Below are 17,051 nucleotides of genomic sequence, written 5' to 3' on the forward strand. Positions count from 1 at the left end.
TGGCATACTCGAACACATGTTCGATAGTCCTGCCGAGCTGCTCACCCGGATGGGGCACGCGGCCCGCTCCGAGGCGATGGCGGCGGCCAACAAGCTGGACGCCATCGGCGAGCTGTACGCGCTGCGGCTCACTCAGCACGGCGAACGCGAACAGTGGGCGATCGACACCGATGACGCGGTGGCGGCCGAAGTCGCCGCGGCGCTGCGTACCAGCGTCGCGATGGGCCGCAGCAATCTGCGGTACGCCCGCGCCATGCGGGAGCAACTTCCCCTGGTCGCCGACACCTTCCGGGCTGGTGACATCGACTTCAGGCTGTTTCGCGTCATCGTCTACCGGACCGAGCTGGTGACCGACGAGACCGCACGCGCGGCGGTTGACGCCCAGTTGGCGGCGCGTGCGCGGCGCTGGCAATCAATGACCTCGCACCGGCTGGCCGCAGCGGTGGACCGCGTCGTGGCCAAGGTCGATCGTGACGCCGTCCGGCGCAGCCGAGAGGACATCGCCGACCGTCGGTTCGACGTCACCGCCAGCGAAACAGGGTTCTCCTATCTGAACGGCGTCGTGTTCGCCACCGCCGGGGAGGCACTGGACCGGCGGCTGAACGAACTGGCCGCCACCGTGTGCCCGGATGATCCCCGGACAGTGGCACAGCGGCGGGCGGACGCCCTGGGTGCGCTCGCGGCCGGTGCCGACCAGCTGGCGTGCGGGTGTGGCCGCGCCGAGTGCGACCTGAGCTCCGCACGCGGACAGCGCAGCGGGGTGGTGGTGCACGTCGTGGCAAACCAGTCCGCCCTGGACGGCTCCAGCGAGAACCCGGCCATGGTCCAGGGCAACGGCCTCATCCCCGCCGAGGTGCTCCGCGAACTGGCCCGATCGGCGAAGCTGCAGCCCCTGACCGTCCCGGTCGACGCACCTCCCGAGCCGAGATATCACCCGTCGACGAAGCTCGCCGACTTCGTTCGTGCTCGCGACTTGACGTGCCGGGCGCCGGGCTGCGATCGACCGGCGACCCATTGCGACGTGGACCATACGATTCCGCACAGCGCGGGCGGACCCACGCACGCGTCCAACCTGAAGTGCCTTTGCCGTTTTCATCATTTGCTCAAGACGTTCTGGGGCTGGAGCGACAAACAGCTGCCAGACGGCACGGTCATCTGGACGGCTCCGTCCGGTCACACCTACGTGACCACACCCGGTAGTGCCCTGTTGTTCCCGTCGCTGACGGTGCCGACCGGCGACCTGCCGGTACCCTCTAAGCGCGCTGAGGACGACTGTGGTGAGCGAGCCGCGATGATGCCCAAGCGCAGGCGCAGCCGACGCCAGGAGCGAACTGCCGGGATTCGCGCCGAGCGGGCCGGCAACCGTCGACGACGCGACCCCGTGCCACCCCAGCCCGGTGACGAACCGCCGCCGTTCTAGCCGATGAGCACCGCGTAGCGGGGCTTGATCACTTCGTCGATGATCGCCAGCCGTTCGTCGAAGTGGATGAAGGCCGACTTCATCGCGTTGATGGTGAACCGTTCCAGGTCACTCCATCCGTAACCGAAAGCCTCGACGAGCCGCAGCATCTCCTGGCTCATGGTGGTGTCGCTCATCAGCCGGTTGTCGGTGTTGACCGTGACCCGGAATCGCAGTCGAGCCAGCAGGTCGAACGGGTGGTTTTCGATGCTCTCCACCGCGCCGGTCTGCACATTGGAGCTCGGACACATCTCCAGCGGGACGCGCTTGTCACGCAGGATGGCCGCGAGCCGGCCCAGCACAGCGGTGCCGTCGGGCAGCACCTCGATGTCGTCGACGATCCGCACCCCATGCCCCAGCCGGTCTGCCCCGCAGAACGCCAGGGCCTCGTGGATGGACGGGAGGCCGAATGCCTCGCCGGCATGAATGGTGAAGCGCGCGTTGTTGCCGCGCATGTACTCGAACGCGTCGAGATGACGAGTCGGAGGGTAACCCGCCTCGGCGCCGGCGATGTCGAAGCCGACGACACCCTTGTCGCGGAACCGGATCGCCAGCTCGGCGATCTCGCGTGAGCGCGCGGCGTGCCGCATGGCCGTCACCAGGCAGCGCACCACGATCACGTGCCCTTCGGCCGCCGCGGCCTTCTCTCCGTCGGCGAAGCCGGCCAGCACCGCGTCGACCACGTCGTCCAGGGACAGCTCTGCGGCGATGTGCAGCTCCGGGGCGAACCGCACCTCGGCGTACACCACGCTGTCGGCGGCCAGGTCCTCCACGCATTCGAAGGCCACCCGGTGCAGCGCCTCCGGGGTCTGCATCACCGCGACGGTGTGCGCGAACGGTTCGAGGTAGCGCACCAGCGAACCGCTGTGCGCGGCGGTGCGAAACCAGGTCGCCAGGGTGGCCTCGTCGGTGGTAGGCAGATCGTCGTAGCCGATCTGCCCGGCGATGTCGAGCACGGTCGACGGCCGCAGCCCGCCGTCGAGGTGGTCGTGCAGCAGGGCCTTCGGCGCCCGGCCGATCATCTCTAGCGTCAGCGGTGTGGTCATCAGGCGATCCGATCGATGATCAGCGGGCGGATGGGTTCGGCGCCGTCGACGATGCTCCAGCCGCCGTCGAGTTCGGCCATCGCGGCGGCGATCCGCTCCGGGGTGTCGGTGTACAGGGTGAACAACGGCTCCCCGGCGGCGACCGGTTCACCGGGACGGCGGTGGATGCGCACACCAGCTCCGAACTGCACGCGCTGCCCCGGGCGGGCCCGGCCCGCGCCGAGCCGCCACACCGTCAGCCCCACCGCCATCGCGTCAATGTCCCCCATTGTGCCGCTCCGGGGTGCCGTCACGGTCTCGGAATGAGCACCGATCGGCAGCGGTGCGGCCAGGTCACCGCCCTGTGCGGCGACCAGCGCCCGGAACCGATCCATCGCCGTCCCGTCCTGCAGCGTCTGCGCGGGATCGACGCCGTCCAGACCGGCCAGCTCGACCATCTCCTGCGCCAGTCGCACCGTCAGCTCCACCACGTCCGACGGACCGCCGCCGGCCAGCACCTCCAGTGACTCGGCCACCTCGAGGGCGTTTCCGACCGTCCGTCCGAGCGGCACGTTCATGTCGGTCAACACTGCCAGCGTCGGCACCCCGTGCGCCTTGCCCAGCTCCACCATGGTGGCTGCCAGCTCGCGCGATTCGGCCTCGGTCTTGAGGAACGCCCCGCGGCCGACCTTGACGTCGAGCACCAGAGAATCGGCGCCTTCGGCGAGCTTCTTGCTCATCACCGAGCTGGCGATCAGCGGCAGCGACTCCACCGTCGCGGTGACGTCGCGTAGTGCATAGATCTTGCGGTCGGCGGGAGCCAGCTCGCCTGCTGCGAAGATGGCCGCACCGATCTCCGAGAGCTGTTGGCGCACTTGGGCGTTGGAGAGTTCTGCGGTGAAACCGGGAATCGACTCCAGCTTGTCCAGGGTGCCGCCGGTGTGCCCGAGACCGCGACCGGCCGCCTGCGGCACTGCCGCGCCGCAAGCGGCGATCACCGGAACCAGCGGGATGGTGATCTTGTCGCCCACCCCGCCTGTCGAGTGCTTGTCCACCGTGGGCAGCCGGTGTCCGTCACGGCGCAGATCGCTGAAATCCAGGTGCACACCGGAGGCCACCATCGCGGTGGTCCACCGCGAGATCTCGGCACGGTCCATGCCCCGCAGGAAGATCGCCATCAACAGCGCCGACATCTGCTCGTCGGCGACCCGGCCGTGGGTGTAGGCGTCGATCACCCAGTCGATCGCCTCGTCGGACAACCGCCCCCCGTCGCGCTTGGCCCGAATAACCGTCGGAGCGTCGAATGTGAACTGGGTCACGGCTTTTCCCGATGCACCCGGGCAAGATCGGCGGGCCCGAACGCCTCGGGCAGCAGCTCGGCCAACCTGACCGGACCCCCGGCGTGATCGATCAACAACTCCGGGCCGCCGTGCTCGAGAAGCACCTGCCGGCACCGGCCGCAGGGCATCAGCGCGGCCCCCGTCGCATCCACCACCGCCAGGGCCAGCAGCCGCCCGCCCCCGCCGGAGACCAAATCGCACACCACCGCGCACTCGGCACAGAGGCCTAGGCCGTATGAGACATTCTCCACATTGCAGCCCACCACGATCCGGCCGTCGTCGGCCAGGGCGGCCGCCCCCACCGGGAACTTCGAATACGGCGCATAGGCGCGGGTATATACCTCGGTTGCCTTGTCGCGCAGGTCATTCCAATCGACCGAGATCACCATGCGCCAGTCACCGCACCGCTACCGAATGCATTCACCCTGCCACCTCGGAACGCTCGGCGGGGAGGTTCGGGCGGGCCGGATCGGCTGCGTCGCCACCCCGTGTCACTGCAACGTAATTCTTTAGACAATACAAACGGCATTAGAGTCCACCCAAAACCTCAAACGAAGGCGTTGGAGGCCTGATGAGTACAGCCGCACCGGTCGTACCGGCGCCGCGCGACAAGTCGTCCCGCAGACGACGGACCCTCTACCGCGGCGACCCGGGCATGTGGTCGTGGGTTCTGCACCGCGTCACCGGTGCGACCATCTTCTTTTTCCTCTTCGTCCACGTCCTCGACACCGCCCTGGTCCGGGTCAGCCCGCAGGCCTACAACGAGGTCGTCGAAACCTACAAGACCCCGATCGTCGGCCTGATGGAGATCGGCCTGGTGGCCGCACTGCTCTATCACGCACTCAACGGCGTACGGATCACCCTGATCGACTTCTGGTGGAAGGGCCCGCGCTACCAGCGCCAGATGCTGTGGGCCGTGGCCGCGGTCTGGCTGCTGGTGATGGTGCCATCGCTGGTCATCATCGGCATGCACATGGCGGAGCGGTTCCTGTGACCGCGCCCGAGAGCCGGCTCGGCCCGCCGGCCCCGATCCTGGAACGCAACCACGACCGGCCCGCCAGTCTGGACAACCCGCGCGCCCCTCGCCACCGCGCCGGAATGCCCAACTTCGAGAAGTACGCATGGCTGTTCATGCGGTTCTCCGGCGTGGTCCTGATCTTCCTGGCGCTGGGGCACCTGTTCATCGGGCTGATGTGGGACGGCGGGGTGTACCGCATCGACTTCACCTACGTGGCGCAGCGCTGGGCCTCGCCGTTCTGGCAGACCTGGGACCTGCTGCTGCTATGGCTGGCCCAGCTTCACGGCGGCAACGGTATGCGCACGATCATCTCCGACTACGCACGCAAGGACTCCACGAGATTCTGGCTGAACTCGCTGCTGGTGGTTTCGATGCTCATCGTGCTGGTGGTGGGCACCTACGTGCTGCTGACCTTCGACCCGAACATCAGTTAGAGGCAAAACGATGATTCGCGAGCACAAGTACGACGTCCTCATCGTCGGTGCCGGCGGCGCGGGCATGCGCGCCGCCGTCGAGGCCGGCCCGCGGGCGCGCACCGCGGTACTGACCAAGCTGTACCCGACCCGCAGCCACACCGGCGCGGCGCAGGGCGGCATGTGCGCGGCGCTGGCCAACGTCGAAGAGGACAACTGGGAGTGGCACACCTTCGACACGGTCAAGGGCGGCGACTACCTCGCCGACCAGGACGCCGTCGAGATCATGTGCAAGGAAGCCATCGACGCGGTCCTCGACCTGGAGAAGATGGGCATGCCGTTCAACCGCACCCCGGAGGGCCGCATCGACCAGCGCCGGTTCGGCGGGCACACCCGCGATCACGGCAAGGCCCCGGTGCGCCGGGCCTGCTATGCCGCCGACCGCACCGGCCACATGATCCTGCAGACGCTGTACCAGAACTGCGTCAAGCACGACGTGGAGTTCTTCAACGAGTTCTACGCGCTCGACCTGGTGCTGACCGAGACGCCGAGTGGGCCGATCGCCACCGGCGTGGTCGCCTACGAACTGGCCACCGGTGACATCCACGTCGTCCGCGCAAAGGCCATCGTGCTGGCCACCGGCGGCTCGGGCCGGATGTACAAGACCACCTCCAACGCCCACACGTTGACCGGTGACGGCCTGGGCATCATCTTCCGCAAGGGACTTCCCTTGGAGGACATGGAGTTTCACCAGTTCCACCCGACGGGTCTGGCCGGTCTGGGAATCCTGATCTCCGAGGCGGTGCGCGGCGAGGGCGGCCGGTTGCTCAACGGCGAGGGCGAGCGGTTCATGGAGCGCTACGCCCCGACGATCGTGGACCTCGCCCCGCGCGACATCGTCGCCCGGTCCATGGTGCTCGAGGTGCTGAAAGGCCGCGGGGCCGGTCCACACAAGGACTACGTCTACATCGACGTGCGCCACCTCGGCGAGGACGTGCTCGAGGCGAAACTGCCCGACATCACCGAGTTCGCCCGCACCTACCTCGGTGTCGACCCGGTCACCGAACTGGTCCCGGTCTACCCGACCTGTCACTACCTCATGGGCGGTATCCCGACCACGGTGATCGGACAGGTGCTGCGGGACAACACCAACGTCGTGCCAGGGCTGTACGCGGCCGGTGAGTGCGCGTGTGTGTCGGTGCACGGAGCCAACCGCCTGGGCACCAATTCGCTGCTGGACATCAACGTGTTCGGGCGCCGGGCGGGCACCGCAGCCGCGAATTATGCGCTGGGCCATGACCATGTCGACCTACCGCCGAATCCGGCCGGCATGGTCGTCGACTGGGTGGCCACCATCTTCAACGAGCACGGCAACGAACGGGTCGCCGACATCCGCAGCGAGTTGCAGCAGTCGATGGACAACAACGCCGCGGTGTTCCGCACCGAGGAGACCCTCAAGCAGGCGCTCACCGACATTCACGCGCTCAAGGAGCGTTACTCGCGAATCACGGTGCACGACAAGGGCAAGCGCTACAACAGCGACCTGCTCGAGGCCATCGAGCTGGGCTTCCTGCTGGAGCTGGCGGAGGTCACCGTGCGCAGCGCGCTCAACCGCAAGGAGTCCCGCGGCGGGCATGCCCGCGAGGACTACCCCAACCGCGACGACACGAACTTCATGCGGCACACCATGGCCTACAAGGAAGGTTCGGAGCTGCTGAGCGACGTGCGGCTGGACTACAAGCCGGTGGTGCAGACCCGCTACGAGCCGATGGAGCGCAAGTACTGATGACGATCACGCCAGAAGTCGACACCCGCGAGTCCGCGCTGCCGCCGATCCCCGACGGGGCGGTGATGGTGACGCTGAAGATCGCCCGGTTCAACCCCGACGACCCGGATGCCGCCGGTTTCCAGAGCTTCCGGGTGCCCTGCCTGGCGTCTGACCGGCTGCTGAACCTGCTCATCTACGTCAAGAGCTACCTCGACGGCACGCTGACGTTCCGGCGGTCGTGTGCGCACGGTGTCTGCGGCTCGGACGCGATGCGGATCAACGGGGTGAACCGGCTGGCGTGCAAGGTGCTGATGCGCGACCTGTTGCCGAAAAGAAGGCCGGGAAGGCCGCAAAAAGCACTGACCATCACCATCGAGCCGATCCGCGGGCTGCCCGTGGAGAAGGACCTCGTGGTGAATATGGAGCCGTTCTTCGACGCCTATCGCGCGGTCAAGCCGTACCTGATCACCACCGGCAACGCGCCCACCCGCGAACGCATTCAGAGCCCCACCGACCGGGCTCGCTACGACGACACCACCAAGTGCATCCTGTGCGCCTGCTGCACGACCAGCTGCCCGGTGTTCTGGAACGAGGGTTCGTATTTCGGGCCGGCCGCGATCGTCAACGCGCACCGGTTCATCTTCGACAGCCGTGACGAGGGTGCCGCCGAGCGGCTGGAGATCCTCAATGACGTCGACGGCGTGTGGCGCTGCCGTACCACGTTCAACTGCACCGACGCCTGTCCGCGCGGTATCGAGGTGACCAAGGCGATCCAGGAAGTCAAGCGCGCGTTGATGTTCACGCGCTGACGCGGGCGATGTGCTCGCCGAAGCCGTTATCCACACCGGATTGTCCAGGATTTGTGTTCGGCGATCTCGGCCAGCGGGTCAGCGACGTTCTCGGCCTTTTTCTCGAGCTCGCCGTGTCACATTAGCCGGACCGGCGGAGTCTGGAGGGTATGAACACTCACTTGGAACCCCTCGATCCCCGGCGTGCACCACTGTTGACCCGGCTGATGTACCGCTACGCGAAGCGTCGCTTCGGCGAAGTCCCCGAACCGATCGCCGTCTACGCCCATCACCCACGCCTGCTGCGCGCGAATGCCGTCCACGAGGCCATGCTCCAGCGGGCTTCGACGATCCTGCCCGCGGGAGTCCGCGAACTGGCGGTGTTCTGGACCGCCCGTACGGTCGGCTGCTCCTGGTGCGTCGACTTCGGCGCGATGCTGATGCGACTCGACGGCCTCGACATCGGCCGGCTCGAGCACATCGACGACTACGCGACCTCGCCGCTGTACACCGACGACGAGCGTGCCGCCATCGCCTACGCCAACGCCATGACCACCGACCCGCACACCATCACCACCGAGCAGATCGACGATCTGCGCCGCCGCTTTGGCGCGGACGGCGTGGTGGAGTTGACCTATCAGATCGGCGTGGAGAACATGCGGGCCCGGATGAACTCGGCGCTGGGCATCACCGAGCAGGGCTTCGGTTCGGGTGAGAACTGCCGGGTCCCCTGGATGACCGATCCGACCGAGGCCGACTGACGCAACCGGAAGCCAGCAGACCCGTTCACACACGAATCCGTGAAGAGAAGCCCCCAGAGTCCACTGATTCCATCGCTAAACTAGCGACAGGGAAACAATTCCGTAGTTTCCGCGCGCATCTGCCACTGAAACCGTAGTCTCGTCTCGGTCTAACGCGGTCGGCCCCCGGCCGTCCATCCGGCTTCAAGCAGGAGATGCCATGGCCAAAGGTGAGCTGCAGCTCGAGCCCGCCGCCCCCGGGTCCAACACCGTCGAGAGCAAGGGACTCAAGGGAGGCGCGCTGGGCCTGTTGTCCAGCGTTGTCGTCGGGATGGCCTCCACCGCCCCGGCCTACTCGCTGGCTGCGACCCTCGGCCTGATCGTCGCCAGCGGCGGCTCGCTGCTGGCCGGCGTCAAGGCGCCTGCCATCGTGCTGCTGGCCTTCATCCCGATGTACCTGATCGCGGTGGCCTACCAGGAGCTGAACGAGGCCGAGCCGGACTGCGGCACCACGTTCACCTGGGCATCGCGCGCCTTCGGTCCGCTGGTGGGCTGGATGGGCGGCTGGGGCATCATCGCCGCCGACGTCATCGTCATGGCCAACCTGGCTCAGATCGCCGGCGCCTACTCGTTCACCTTCGTCGGTGGCCTGGGCTGGACGTCGGTGGCCGATCTCGCCAGCAGCACCTTGTGGTCGACGGTGGCGGGCGTCATCTGGATCATCCTGATGACCTACATCTGTTACCGCGGCATCGAGGTGTCGGCGCGCATCCAGTACGGCCTGCTCGGCATCGAGCTGGTGATTCTGATCGCGTTCTCGGTCGTCGCCCTGATCAAAGTTTACGCGGGCAAGGCCGAGACGTACTCCGTGCACCCGTCGCTGTCCTGGTTCTGGCCCGCCGGGCTGGACTTCGGCACCGTCATCGCGCCGGCGATCCTCACCGCGATCTTCATCTACTGGGGCTGGGACACCGCGGTCGCCTGCAACGAGGAGGCCGACGACCCCGGCACCACTCCGGGCCGCGCGGCCGTCATGTCGACCTTCCTGCTGCTGGCCACCTACGCACTGGTCAGCGTCGCCGCCATCGCCTTCGCCGGCACGGGTACCGAGGGCATCGGCCTGGGCAATCCGGAGAACGCCGCCGACGCCTTCGCCGCCATCGGCCCGGACCTGTTCGGGGACAGCGTGATCGGCAAGATCGGGATCATGCTGCTGGCCGCGTCGATTCTGACCTCGGCGTCGGCGTCCACGCAGACCACCATCCTGCCCACGGCGCGGACCACGCTGTCGATGGGCGTGTACAAGGCGCTGCCGACGCCGTTCGCCAAGATTCACCGCACCTACCTCACCCCCACCACCTCGACGATCGCGATGGGTGCGGTGTCGATCGGGTTCTACGTGTTGTTCACACTGGTCAGCCCCAACCTGCTGTCGGCATTGATCGGCTCGGTCGGCCTGATGATCGCGTTCTACTACGGCCTGACCGGATTCGCGTGCGTGTGGTTCTACCGCAAGGACCTCACCAACAACGTCCGCGACTTCACGATGCGCGGCCTGGTCCCCCTGCTGGGCGGTCTGATTCTGCTCGTGGTCTTCGCCTACGGGCTGATCCAGTACGCCAAGCCGGACTGGCTCACCGACGACAACGGCAACAACGTCACGATCGTCGGTTACGGCGCCGTGGCGGTCGTCGGGATCGGCGCGCTGGTTCTCGGCGTCGTGGTGATGATCATCTGGTGGCTGATGTCTCCGGACTATTTCCGCGGCGGCACCCTGTCCCGGCGCTCCAGCGCGGATCTGGTGCTCGCGCCGCCGGCCAACGTCGAGCCGATGTTCGGTCTGCCCGACTCCGGTGACATGCCGACAGTCATCGCGCCGGACCTCTCGAACCTGCCGCCGGGTGAGACGGCCGTCAACCCGGAAACCGGTGAGGAGTTCACCAAGGGGCCGCAGGCCTAGCGACTGGCCGGCGCAATTACTACGCATTCCCGCAGTCTGAGCGGCTCTACACGACCAATTTCATCGATCCCGTTGCTTATAACAACGGATTCCGTGCACAATCATGGGCATGCGCGATTCGGGAGTACCAGCCAGTCGGTTTCTCGTCCGCGCCGTCGGGTCGGGAGCGTCAGCCCCGTTCCAACTCGACGAGATGTCCAAGGCCATCATCGAGAAGCTTCAGCAGGATGGTCGGCGATCGTACGCCGGAATCGGCAAGGCCGTCGGCCTGTCCGAGGCAGCGGTGCGACAGCGTGTACAGCGACTCGTCGACTCCGGGGTGATGCAGATCGTCGCGGTGACCGATCCGATGCAACTCGGTTTCGCCCGCCAGGCGATGATCGGCATCCGCTGCACCGGTGATACCACCAAGGTCGCCGAGAAGCTGGCGCAGATCGATGCCGTGGACTACGTCGTGCTCACCGCGGGCACCTTCGACGCCATCGTCGAAGTTGTGTGTGAGGACGACGCCGAGTTGCTCGAGCTGCTCAACACCGAGATCCGCGCGGTACCCGGCGTGACTGCGACCGAGACGCTGGTCTACCTGAAACTCGTTAAACAACAATATAATTGGGGAACCCGATGACAACGCCCGCCAGCCTGAACCGCACCGCCGAACTCGGCGCCAAGGCCGATCGGCATCTGTGGGGTCATTTCGCCCGCCACGGCGGCACCGCCAACACTCCCCCGATCATCACCCGCGGTGACGGCGTCTACATCTACGACAGCAACGGCAAGCGCTACATCGACGGCCTGTCTGGACTGTTCGTCGTCCAGGTCGGCCACGGCCGCGAGGAGATTGCGGAGGCCGCCAAGAAGCAGGCCGAGACGCTGGAGTTCTTCCCGCTGTGGTCGTACGCGACCCCGCCGGCCATCGAGTTGGCCGAGCGGCTGGCCGGGTACGCGCCGGGCGACCTGAACCGGGTGTTCTTCACCACCGGCGGCGGCGACGCCGTCGAGTCGGCGTGGAAGCTGGCCAAGCAGTACTACAAGCTGACCGGCAGGCCCGGCAAGTACAAGGTGATCTCGCGCAGCATCGCCTACCACGGCACACCCCACGGCGCGCTGGCCATCACCGGTCTGCCCACGTTCAAGGCGCCGTTCGAGCCGATCACCCCCGGCGGCTTCCGGGTGCCCAACACCAACTGGTACCGGGCGCCGGAAGGCCACAACACCGACATCAAGGAGTTCGGTCAGTGGGCGGCCAACCGGATCGCCGAGGCTATCGAGATGGAAGGCCCCGACTCCGTCGCCGCGGTGTTCCTCGAGCCGGTGCAGAACGCCGGCGGTTGCTTCCCGCCGCCGCCGGGATACTTCGAGCGGGTCCGCGAGATCTGCGACGAGTACGACGTGCTGCTGGTCTCCGACGAGACGATCTGCGCGTTCGGCCGGATCGGTTCGATGTTCGCCTGCAACGACTTCGGCTACGTGCCCGACATCATCACCTGCGCCAAGGGTCTGACGTCGGGTTACGCCCCGCTCGGCGCGATGATCGCCTCCGACCGGCTGTTCGAGCCGTTTAACGACGGCCTGACCACCTTCGCCCACGGCTACACCTGGGGCGGGCATCCCGTCTCCGCCGCGGTCGCGCTGGCCAACCTCGACGTCTTCGAGCGTGAGGGCCTCAACGACCACGTCAAGAAGACCGCACCGGCGTTCCGGGCCACCCTGGAGAAGCTGCTCGACCTGCCGATCGTCGGCGATGTCCGCGGCGAGGGCTTCTTCTACGGCATCGAGCTGGTCAAGGACAAGGCCACCAAGGAGATCCTCGACGACGAGCTGTCCGAGTGGCTGCTGCGCAGCTTCCTGTCCACCGAGTTGTTCGAGGCGGGCCTGTACTGCCGCGCCGATGACCGTGGCGACTCGGTAGTGCAGCTGGCCCCGCCGCTGATCAGCGACCAGGCCCTGTTCGACGACATCGAGCAGATCCTGCGCCGGGTCTTCACACAGGCGTGGGATCACTTAAGGCTACCAAGCTAACAATTGCATCAACAACCACACCAGTCACAGCGCGGCTCCGCGGTTTCGGGCCGGAAATCCCCTACTCTGCGAGTCGATGGCGACCTCAAGAACCTTGCTGCGGTGTGCCGCCGCGCTGGCCGCGACCATGTGCGTTGTCGGCACGCCCGCGATCGCGTGGGCCGAGCCCAACGCGGCACCCGACCCGAACGCCTGCCCGTACAAGGTGTCGACGCCGCCTGCCGTCGACTCCTCCGAGGTACCCCAGGCCGGGGACCCGCCGCTGCCGCTTCCGGTTCCGGCCAAGCCGGTCGGCGGCGACGCCCTGTCGGGCTGCGGGGTCATCGTCGCGCCGAACACGCCCCCGGTCCCTGACGACGTCTCGGCCGAGTCGTGGGTGGTCGCGGACCTGGACACCGGCGACATCATCGCCGCGCGCGACCCGCACGCCCGCCACCGCCCGGCCAGCATCATCAAGGTGCTGACCGCGATGCAGGCGATCAACGAGCTGCCGCTGAACAAGATGGTCGAGGGCACCCAGGACGACGCCAACTCCGAAGGCACGCGGGTGGGGGTCGACGTCGGCGGCCACTACACCGTCAACGATCTGCTGCACGGCCTCCTGATGCACTCGGGCAACGACGCCGCGCACGCCCTGGCGATGCAGCTGGGCGGCATGGACACCGCCCTGCAGAAGATCAACGTGCTAGCCCGCAAGCTCGGTGGCGCCGACACCCGCGCGGCCACCCCGTCCGGCCTGGACGGCCCGGGCATGAGCACGTCGGCCTACGACATCGGGTTGTTCTACCGATATGCCTGGGAGAACCCGACTTTCGCCGGCATCGTGGCCACGCAGAAGTATGACTTCCCGGGGCATCCGGCCAAGCCGGGTGAGGACGGCGACCATCCGGGCTACCAGCTGGAGAACGACAACCAGCTGCTGTACAACTACCCGGGCGCGCTGGGCGGCAAGACGGGCTACACCGACGATGCCGGGCAGACCTTCGTCGGCGCGGCCAACCGGGACGGCCGCCGGCTGGTGGCGGTGCTGATGCGGGGCACGCGTCAGCCGATCGCGCCGTGGGAGCAGGCCGCGCATCTGCTGGACTACGGTTTCGCCACTCCGCCGGGTACCAAGATCGGCAATCTGATCGACCCCGACCCGTCGCTGATGCCGCCCAAGCCCGACGCGGACGCCGTCAAGGCGAATGCCTCGCCGCTGATTCCGGCCGCCGACGCGCTGCCGGTCCGGATCGGCGTGGCGGTGATCGGCACGATCATCGTGTTCGTGTTGATCATGGGCGCGCGGTCGATCAACCGCAAGCCAGTGCGTAACCGGTAGCGCCGCTCAGCGGCTACTGCGCCACAGCCGCGAAACACCCAGGGCGCCAAAGGCTCCCACCACCATCGCGGCCACCCACTGACGGGTGCGCAGGCCCTCGTCGGGTCCCACCCGCGGGTTGATCACCGCGGGAGCCGGTGCGGGAACCGGCTCGGGCCGCTGGTTTTCGGCCGACGTCGCCGCCCATGCCGTCGCGAACAACAGCAGCCGTGCGGTGATGTAGGCGAACACCATCAAGCCCAGCACCGGGCCGAACGTCGCCCCGGCCGGACCGTGCACCACCGAGCGCAGGTAGATCCCCGCCACCTGTTTGAAGATCACGAAGCCCACCGCTGCCAGCAGCCCCGCGCGCACACTGCTGCGGAAACTGATGGCCTCGCGCGGCAGCCGCGCGATCATCCAGGTGAACAGCAGCCAGGACACCAGCCACGACATCAACAACGACGCCGCCCGAAGCACCCCGCCCAACCCGGTGGCGTGGGGCACGCCGCCCCATTCCAGGATCCGCTCCATCAGCGACGGATCGGCCAGCGCGCCCAACACCAGCGTCACCGTGATCGCGACAAAGGTCGACAACAGGACCAGCAGGTCGGCGATCTTGGTGCGCACGAAGTTCTTCGGATCGGTGCGCTGGTCCCACATCTGGCTCAGCGCCTCGCGCAGGTTCGCGATCCAGCCCAGCCCGGCCCAGGCCGCCGCCGCCAGACCGATCACGCCCACCGACGTGCGTGAGTTGATCGCCGAGTCCATCAGACCGATCAGCTGCTGACCGAGGCTCCCCGAAAACGTTGCCTTGATCCGGCTTTCGATGTCGGCCAGCAGGTGCGGCTGACTTGCCAGGACGAAGCCGGCCGCGGCGAAGCCGACCATCAGCAGCGGGAACAGCGCGAAGATCGTGTAGTAGGTGATGCCCGCGGCGTAGAAGTCGCCCTTGGAATTCTGGTAGCGGCCTGCGGCGCGCATCACGTGGTCGAACCAGTGGTAGCGCGCCCGAAATCGGTCCAGGATCCCCGGTTTGGCCGGTTCTGTCATCCCAGCCTCCCGCAGGGTCACGGACTCGTCGGCAAAAACCCTAACCGCTCGTAAACGCGTCCGACGGTCTTAGCAGACACCTCGCGGGCGCGCTGGGCGCCCTTTGCGAGAACGGCCTGCAGTTCGGCGGGGTCGGACATCAGTTCGTCCACCCGCTGCTGGATCGGGGTGACGTACTCCACCACGGCCTCGGCGGTGTCCTTCTTCAGGTCGCCGTAACCCCGACCGTCGTACCCGGCCACCAGGGTGTCGATGTCCACGCCGGTCACCGCGGACTGGATGGACAGCAGGTTGGACACCCCGGGCTTGGCCTCGACGTCGTAGCGGATCTCGCGCTCGCTGTCGGTGACCGCCGAGCGGATCTTCTTGGCCGACACCTTCGGGTCGTCGAGCAGCGCGATGAGGCCGGCGTCGGTGGTCGCCGACTTGCTCATCTTGGCGGTAGGGTCCTGCAGGTCGTAGATCTTGGCCGTCACCTTCGGGATCATCGGCTCGGGGACGACGAACGTGTCCGGGAAGCGCACGTTGAACCGCTGTGCGACGTCGCGCGCCAGCTCGAGGTGCTGGCGCTGATCCTCCCCGACCGGCACCAGGTCGGTGTCGTAGAGCAGCACGTCGGCGGCCATCAGCACCGGGTAGGTGAACAGCCCGACCGTGGTGGCCTCAGCACCCTGCTTCTGCGACTTGTCCTTGAACTGCGTCATCCGGGAGGCCTGCCCGAAGCCGGTGAAGCAGCCGAGCACCCACGCCAACTCGGCGTGGGCAGGCACCTGGCTCTGCACGAAGATCGTCGCCCGGGACGGGTCGATGCCCAGCGCGAGGTACTGCGCGGCGGTGACCAGGGTGCGCTGACGCAGCGTCTCGGGATCCTGCGGCACGGTGATGGCATGCAGGTCGACCACGCAGAAGTACGCGTCGTAGTCGTCCTGGAGATCGACCCACTGCTTGATCGCGCCCAGCGCGTTGCCCAAGTGCAGGGAGTCGGAGGTCGGCTGGACCCCGGAGAAGACGACACGACGAGATGAGGTGCTCATGATGGATCAATCCTGTCACGACGCCTTGGCGGGCTAGCATCCTGCTCGTGCGCACCCTCGCGGTCCTCCTGTCGTCATTGACGTTGCTCCTGACGGGCCTGCGGAAGCGGGGGTGAGCCGCAGAAGCGGGCGGCGTCCACGGCGGTGGTGATCGTCTCCGGCGGGGATGCGACGAGTCCGTTCACCACCCCCGATCAGGCGTGCGCCACGGGGCTGGCCGCGGGCAACAGCGATACCGCGCTGCGCGAATATCTGCTCAAGCAGGGCTACGCCGTCTACACCTCTCCGGCGACGGCGGGACGCGGGCAGGTGACCGACCAGACCGGCTTCGGTCCGTTCGGGATGTGCCCGGTGACGCTGCCGGAGAACATGACGGTGAACTCGACGGGCAGTATCGACACCGCCGGCGAGCATCTGGCCCGATTCCTGGACTGGCTGCACACCGACAAGGGCGTCAACGAGGTCGACTTCGTGGCGCACTCGATGGGCGGGCTGTACTCGCGCGCGGCGGTCCGGGTGTTGACATCGACGAACTCGCCGGTGAAGGTCCGCTCGCTGACCACCATCGGCACGCCGTGGCAGGGCTCCTATCTGTCGGATTACGGCAACGGGCTGATGCCGCTGACCGACTGCCTGGGCGACAAGTTCTGCGAGACGGGGATGAAGGGCTTCGCCGACGAGGTGAGGCAGCTGATGGCCGGCTCGGGCCGCGAGGTCAACCAGGCGTTCCTGATGGGCAAGGACGGCTGGAACGAATTCCAGTCCGGGGTGCTCGACAAGATCCCGGTGGTGCTGATCGCCGGCAAGAAGTTCACCAAGGATGGACAGGTGAATCCGGCGGTGTGGCCCAATGACGGATTCGTGGCGCTGCAGAGCGCGCTGGCCAAGAGCATCAGCGATCCGGTGCTGCCGCAGCGGCGCTGCTACACCTTCGACGACGTGCACAGCATCTACGTCGCCAACCTGGCCGGGCTGGACTGGAAGACCGCGCTGACGTGGGATCCGCAGGTGTTCGACGTCGTGCACAAGGCGATCGAGGACGCACCCAAGGCGCTGGAGAGCCCCAACCGGGAAGGCTGCCCCGCCTAGGGACCGAACTCGACGGTCACCGGCGCGTGGTCGGACCACCGAAGC

Annotated in this window: 16 protein-coding genes; 11 read left to right on the forward strand and 5 right to left on the reverse strand. The window is 67.2% G+C overall.

Translation table 11 applies throughout. From position 1 onward, the window contains the following. The first annotated feature begins 16 nt into the window (after nucleotides 1-16). Nucleotides 17-1,420 (forward strand): HNH endonuclease signature motif containing protein, encoded by a 1,404-nt coding sequence (locus K9U37_RS19005; protein ID WP_243073016.1) that lies wholly within the window; start codon nucleotides 17-19, stop codon nucleotides 1,418-1,420. On the opposite strand, the gene K9U37_RS19010 is transcribed toward K9U37_RS19005, so the two are convergent. The 3 genes from K9U37_RS19010 to K9U37_RS19020 are packed head-to-tail and all read right to left on the reverse strand — an operon-like array spanning nucleotide 1,417 to nucleotide 4,213. Next, entirely contained in the window at nucleotides 1,417-2,505 is a 1,089-nt protein-coding gene (locus tag K9U37_RS19010; protein ID WP_243073017.1) for an adenosine deaminase, read from the reverse strand. The genes K9U37_RS19005 and K9U37_RS19010 overlap by 4 nt on opposite strands. Further along, nucleotides 2,505-3,803 (reverse strand): thymidine phosphorylase, encoded by a 1,299-nt coding sequence (locus tag K9U37_RS19015; RefSeq protein ID WP_243073018.1) that lies wholly within the window; start codon nucleotides 3,801-3,803, stop codon nucleotides 2,505-2,507. The genes K9U37_RS19010 and K9U37_RS19015 overlap by 1 nt, the downstream gene beginning before the upstream one ends. Beyond that, nucleotides 3,800-4,213 (reverse strand): cytidine deaminase, encoded by a 414-nt coding sequence (locus tag K9U37_RS19020; protein WP_252394032.1) that lies wholly within the window; start codon nucleotides 4,211-4,213, stop codon nucleotides 3,800-3,802. The genes K9U37_RS19015 and K9U37_RS19020 overlap by 4 nt, the downstream gene beginning before the upstream one ends. Before the next feature lie 182 nt (nucleotides 4,214-4,395). Between K9U37_RS19020 and sdhC the strand changes: the two genes are divergently transcribed. From sdhC to K9U37_RS19065, 9 genes are all read left to right on the forward strand, one after another. Beyond that, entirely contained in the window at nucleotides 4,396-4,818 is a 423-nt protein-coding gene (gene sdhC / locus K9U37_RS19025) for a succinate dehydrogenase, cytochrome b556 subunit (RefSeq protein ID WP_243073019.1), read from the forward strand. After that, nucleotides 4,815-5,276 (forward strand): succinate dehydrogenase hydrophobic membrane anchor subunit, encoded by a 462-nt coding sequence (locus K9U37_RS19030; RefSeq protein WP_243073020.1) that lies wholly within the window; start codon nucleotides 4,815-4,817, stop codon nucleotides 5,274-5,276. Before sdhC ends, K9U37_RS19030 begins: the two co-directional genes overlap by 4 nt. A 10-nt stretch (nucleotides 5,277-5,286) precedes the next feature. Further along, nucleotides 5,287-7,041 carry a succinate dehydrogenase flavoprotein subunit gene (sdhA, locus tag K9U37_RS19035; RefSeq protein WP_243073021.1) on the forward strand — a complete coding sequence of 585 codons (1,755 nt, stop codon included), beginning with the start codon at nucleotides 5,287-5,289 and terminating at the stop codon, nucleotides 7,039-7,041. Continuing rightward, nucleotides 7,041-7,832, forward strand: a complete 792-nt coding sequence (locus K9U37_RS19040) for a succinate dehydrogenase iron-sulfur subunit (RefSeq protein WP_243073022.1) — start codon at nucleotides 7,041-7,043, stop codon at nucleotides 7,830-7,832. Before sdhA ends, K9U37_RS19040 begins: the two co-directional genes overlap by 1 nt. Before the next feature lie 149 nt (nucleotides 7,833-7,981). Next, complete coding sequence (locus K9U37_RS19045) at nucleotides 7,982-8,572, forward strand: carboxymuconolactone decarboxylase family protein (protein ID WP_243073023.1); 591 nt, start codon at nucleotides 7,982-7,984, stop codon at nucleotides 8,570-8,572. Between the two features lie 199 nt (nucleotides 8,573-8,771). Then, entirely contained in the window at nucleotides 8,772-10,511 is a 1,740-nt protein-coding gene (locus K9U37_RS19050; protein WP_243073024.1) for an APC family permease, read from the forward strand. 109 nt (nucleotides 10,512-10,620) lie between these two features. After that, nucleotides 10,621-11,136 carry an Lrp/AsnC family transcriptional regulator gene (locus K9U37_RS19055; protein WP_372489541.1) on the forward strand — a complete coding sequence of 172 codons (516 nt, stop codon included), beginning with the start codon at nucleotides 10,621-10,623 and terminating at the stop codon, nucleotides 11,134-11,136. After that, entirely contained in the window at nucleotides 11,133-12,530 is a 1,398-nt protein-coding gene (locus K9U37_RS19060; protein WP_243073025.1) for an aspartate aminotransferase family protein, read from the forward strand. The genes K9U37_RS19055 and K9U37_RS19060 overlap by 4 nt, the downstream gene beginning before the upstream one ends. Nucleotides 12,531-12,606: 76 nt before the next feature. Beyond that, nucleotides 12,607-13,851: a D-alanyl-D-alanine carboxypeptidase family protein gene (locus K9U37_RS19065; protein WP_243073026.1), complete on the forward strand. Its 1,245-nt coding sequence runs from the start codon at nucleotides 12,607-12,609 to the stop codon at nucleotides 13,849-13,851. Between the two features lie 6 nt (nucleotides 13,852-13,857). On the opposite strand, the gene yhjD is transcribed toward K9U37_RS19065, so the two are convergent. Then, nucleotides 13,858-14,883: an inner membrane protein YhjD gene (yhjD, locus tag K9U37_RS19070; RefSeq protein WP_243073027.1), complete on the reverse strand. Its 1,026-nt coding sequence runs from the start codon at nucleotides 14,881-14,883 to the stop codon at nucleotides 13,858-13,860. 17 nt (nucleotides 14,884-14,900) lie between these two features. Beyond that, nucleotides 14,901-15,917 carry a tryptophan--tRNA ligase gene (gene trpS, locus K9U37_RS19075; protein WP_243073028.1) on the reverse strand — a complete coding sequence of 339 codons (1,017 nt, stop codon included), beginning with the start codon at nucleotides 15,915-15,917 and terminating at the stop codon, nucleotides 14,901-14,903. A 144-nt stretch (nucleotides 15,918-16,061) separates the two neighbouring features. On the opposite strand from trpS, the gene K9U37_RS19080 reads away from it, so the two are divergent. Continuing rightward, nucleotides 16,062-17,006: an esterase/lipase family protein gene (locus K9U37_RS19080; protein ID WP_243073029.1), complete on the forward strand. Its 945-nt coding sequence runs from the start codon at nucleotides 16,062-16,064 to the stop codon at nucleotides 17,004-17,006. Nucleotides 17,007-17,051 lie beyond the last annotated feature (45 nt).

Source organism: Candidatus Mycolicibacterium alkanivorans, from assembly GCF_022760805.1.
Taxonomy (GTDB): domain Bacteria; phylum Actinomycetota; class Actinomycetes; order Mycobacteriales; family Mycobacteriaceae; genus Mycobacterium; species Mycobacterium alkanivorans.

Bases quoted from the DNA above. Each gene is read 5' to 3' on its own strand.
- K9U37_RS19050 (WP_243073024.1), top strand. From the start codon at position 8,772: ATGGCCAAAGGTGAGCTGCAGCTCGAGCCCGCCGCCCCCGGGTCCAAC.
- K9U37_RS19005 (WP_243073016.1), top strand. From the start codon at position 17: ATGTTCGATAGTCCTGCCGAGCTGCTCACCCGGATGGGGCACGCGGCC.
- K9U37_RS19065 (WP_243073026.1), top strand. From the start codon at position 12,607: ATGGCGACCTCAAGAACCTTGCTGCGGTGTGCCGCCGCGCTGGCCGCG.
- K9U37_RS19060 (WP_243073025.1), top strand. From the start codon at position 11,133: ATGACAACGCCCGCCAGCCTGAACCGCACCGCCGAACTCGGCGCCAAG.
- K9U37_RS19010 (WP_243073017.1), bottom strand. From the start codon at position 2,505: ATGACCACACCGCTGACGCTAGAGATGATCGGCCGGGCGCCGAAGGCC.
- K9U37_RS19020 (WP_252394032.1), bottom strand. From the start codon at position 4,213: ATGGTGATCTCGGTCGATTGGAATGACCTGCGCGACAAGGCAACCGAG.
- K9U37_RS19040 (WP_243073022.1), top strand. From the start codon at position 7,041: ATGACGATCACGCCAGAAGTCGACACCCGCGAGTCCGCGCTGCCGCCG.
- yhjD (WP_243073027.1), bottom strand. From the start codon at position 14,883: ATGACAGAACCGGCCAAACCGGGGATCCTGGACCGATTTCGGGCGCGC.
- trpS (WP_243073028.1), bottom strand. From the start codon at position 15,917: ATGAGCACCTCATCTCGTCGTGTCGTCTTCTCCGGGGTCCAGCCGACC.
- K9U37_RS19045 (WP_243073023.1), top strand. From the start codon at position 7,982: ATGAACACTCACTTGGAACCCCTCGATCCCCGGCGTGCACCACTGTTG.
- sdhC (WP_243073019.1), top strand. From the start codon at position 4,396: ATGAGTACAGCCGCACCGGTCGTACCGGCGCCGCGCGACAAGTCGTCC.
- K9U37_RS19055 (WP_372489541.1), top strand. From the start codon at position 10,621: ATGCGCGATTCGGGAGTACCAGCCAGTCGGTTTCTCGTCCGCGCCGTC.
- sdhA (WP_243073021.1), top strand. From the start codon at position 5,287: ATGATTCGCGAGCACAAGTACGACGTCCTCATCGTCGGTGCCGGCGGC.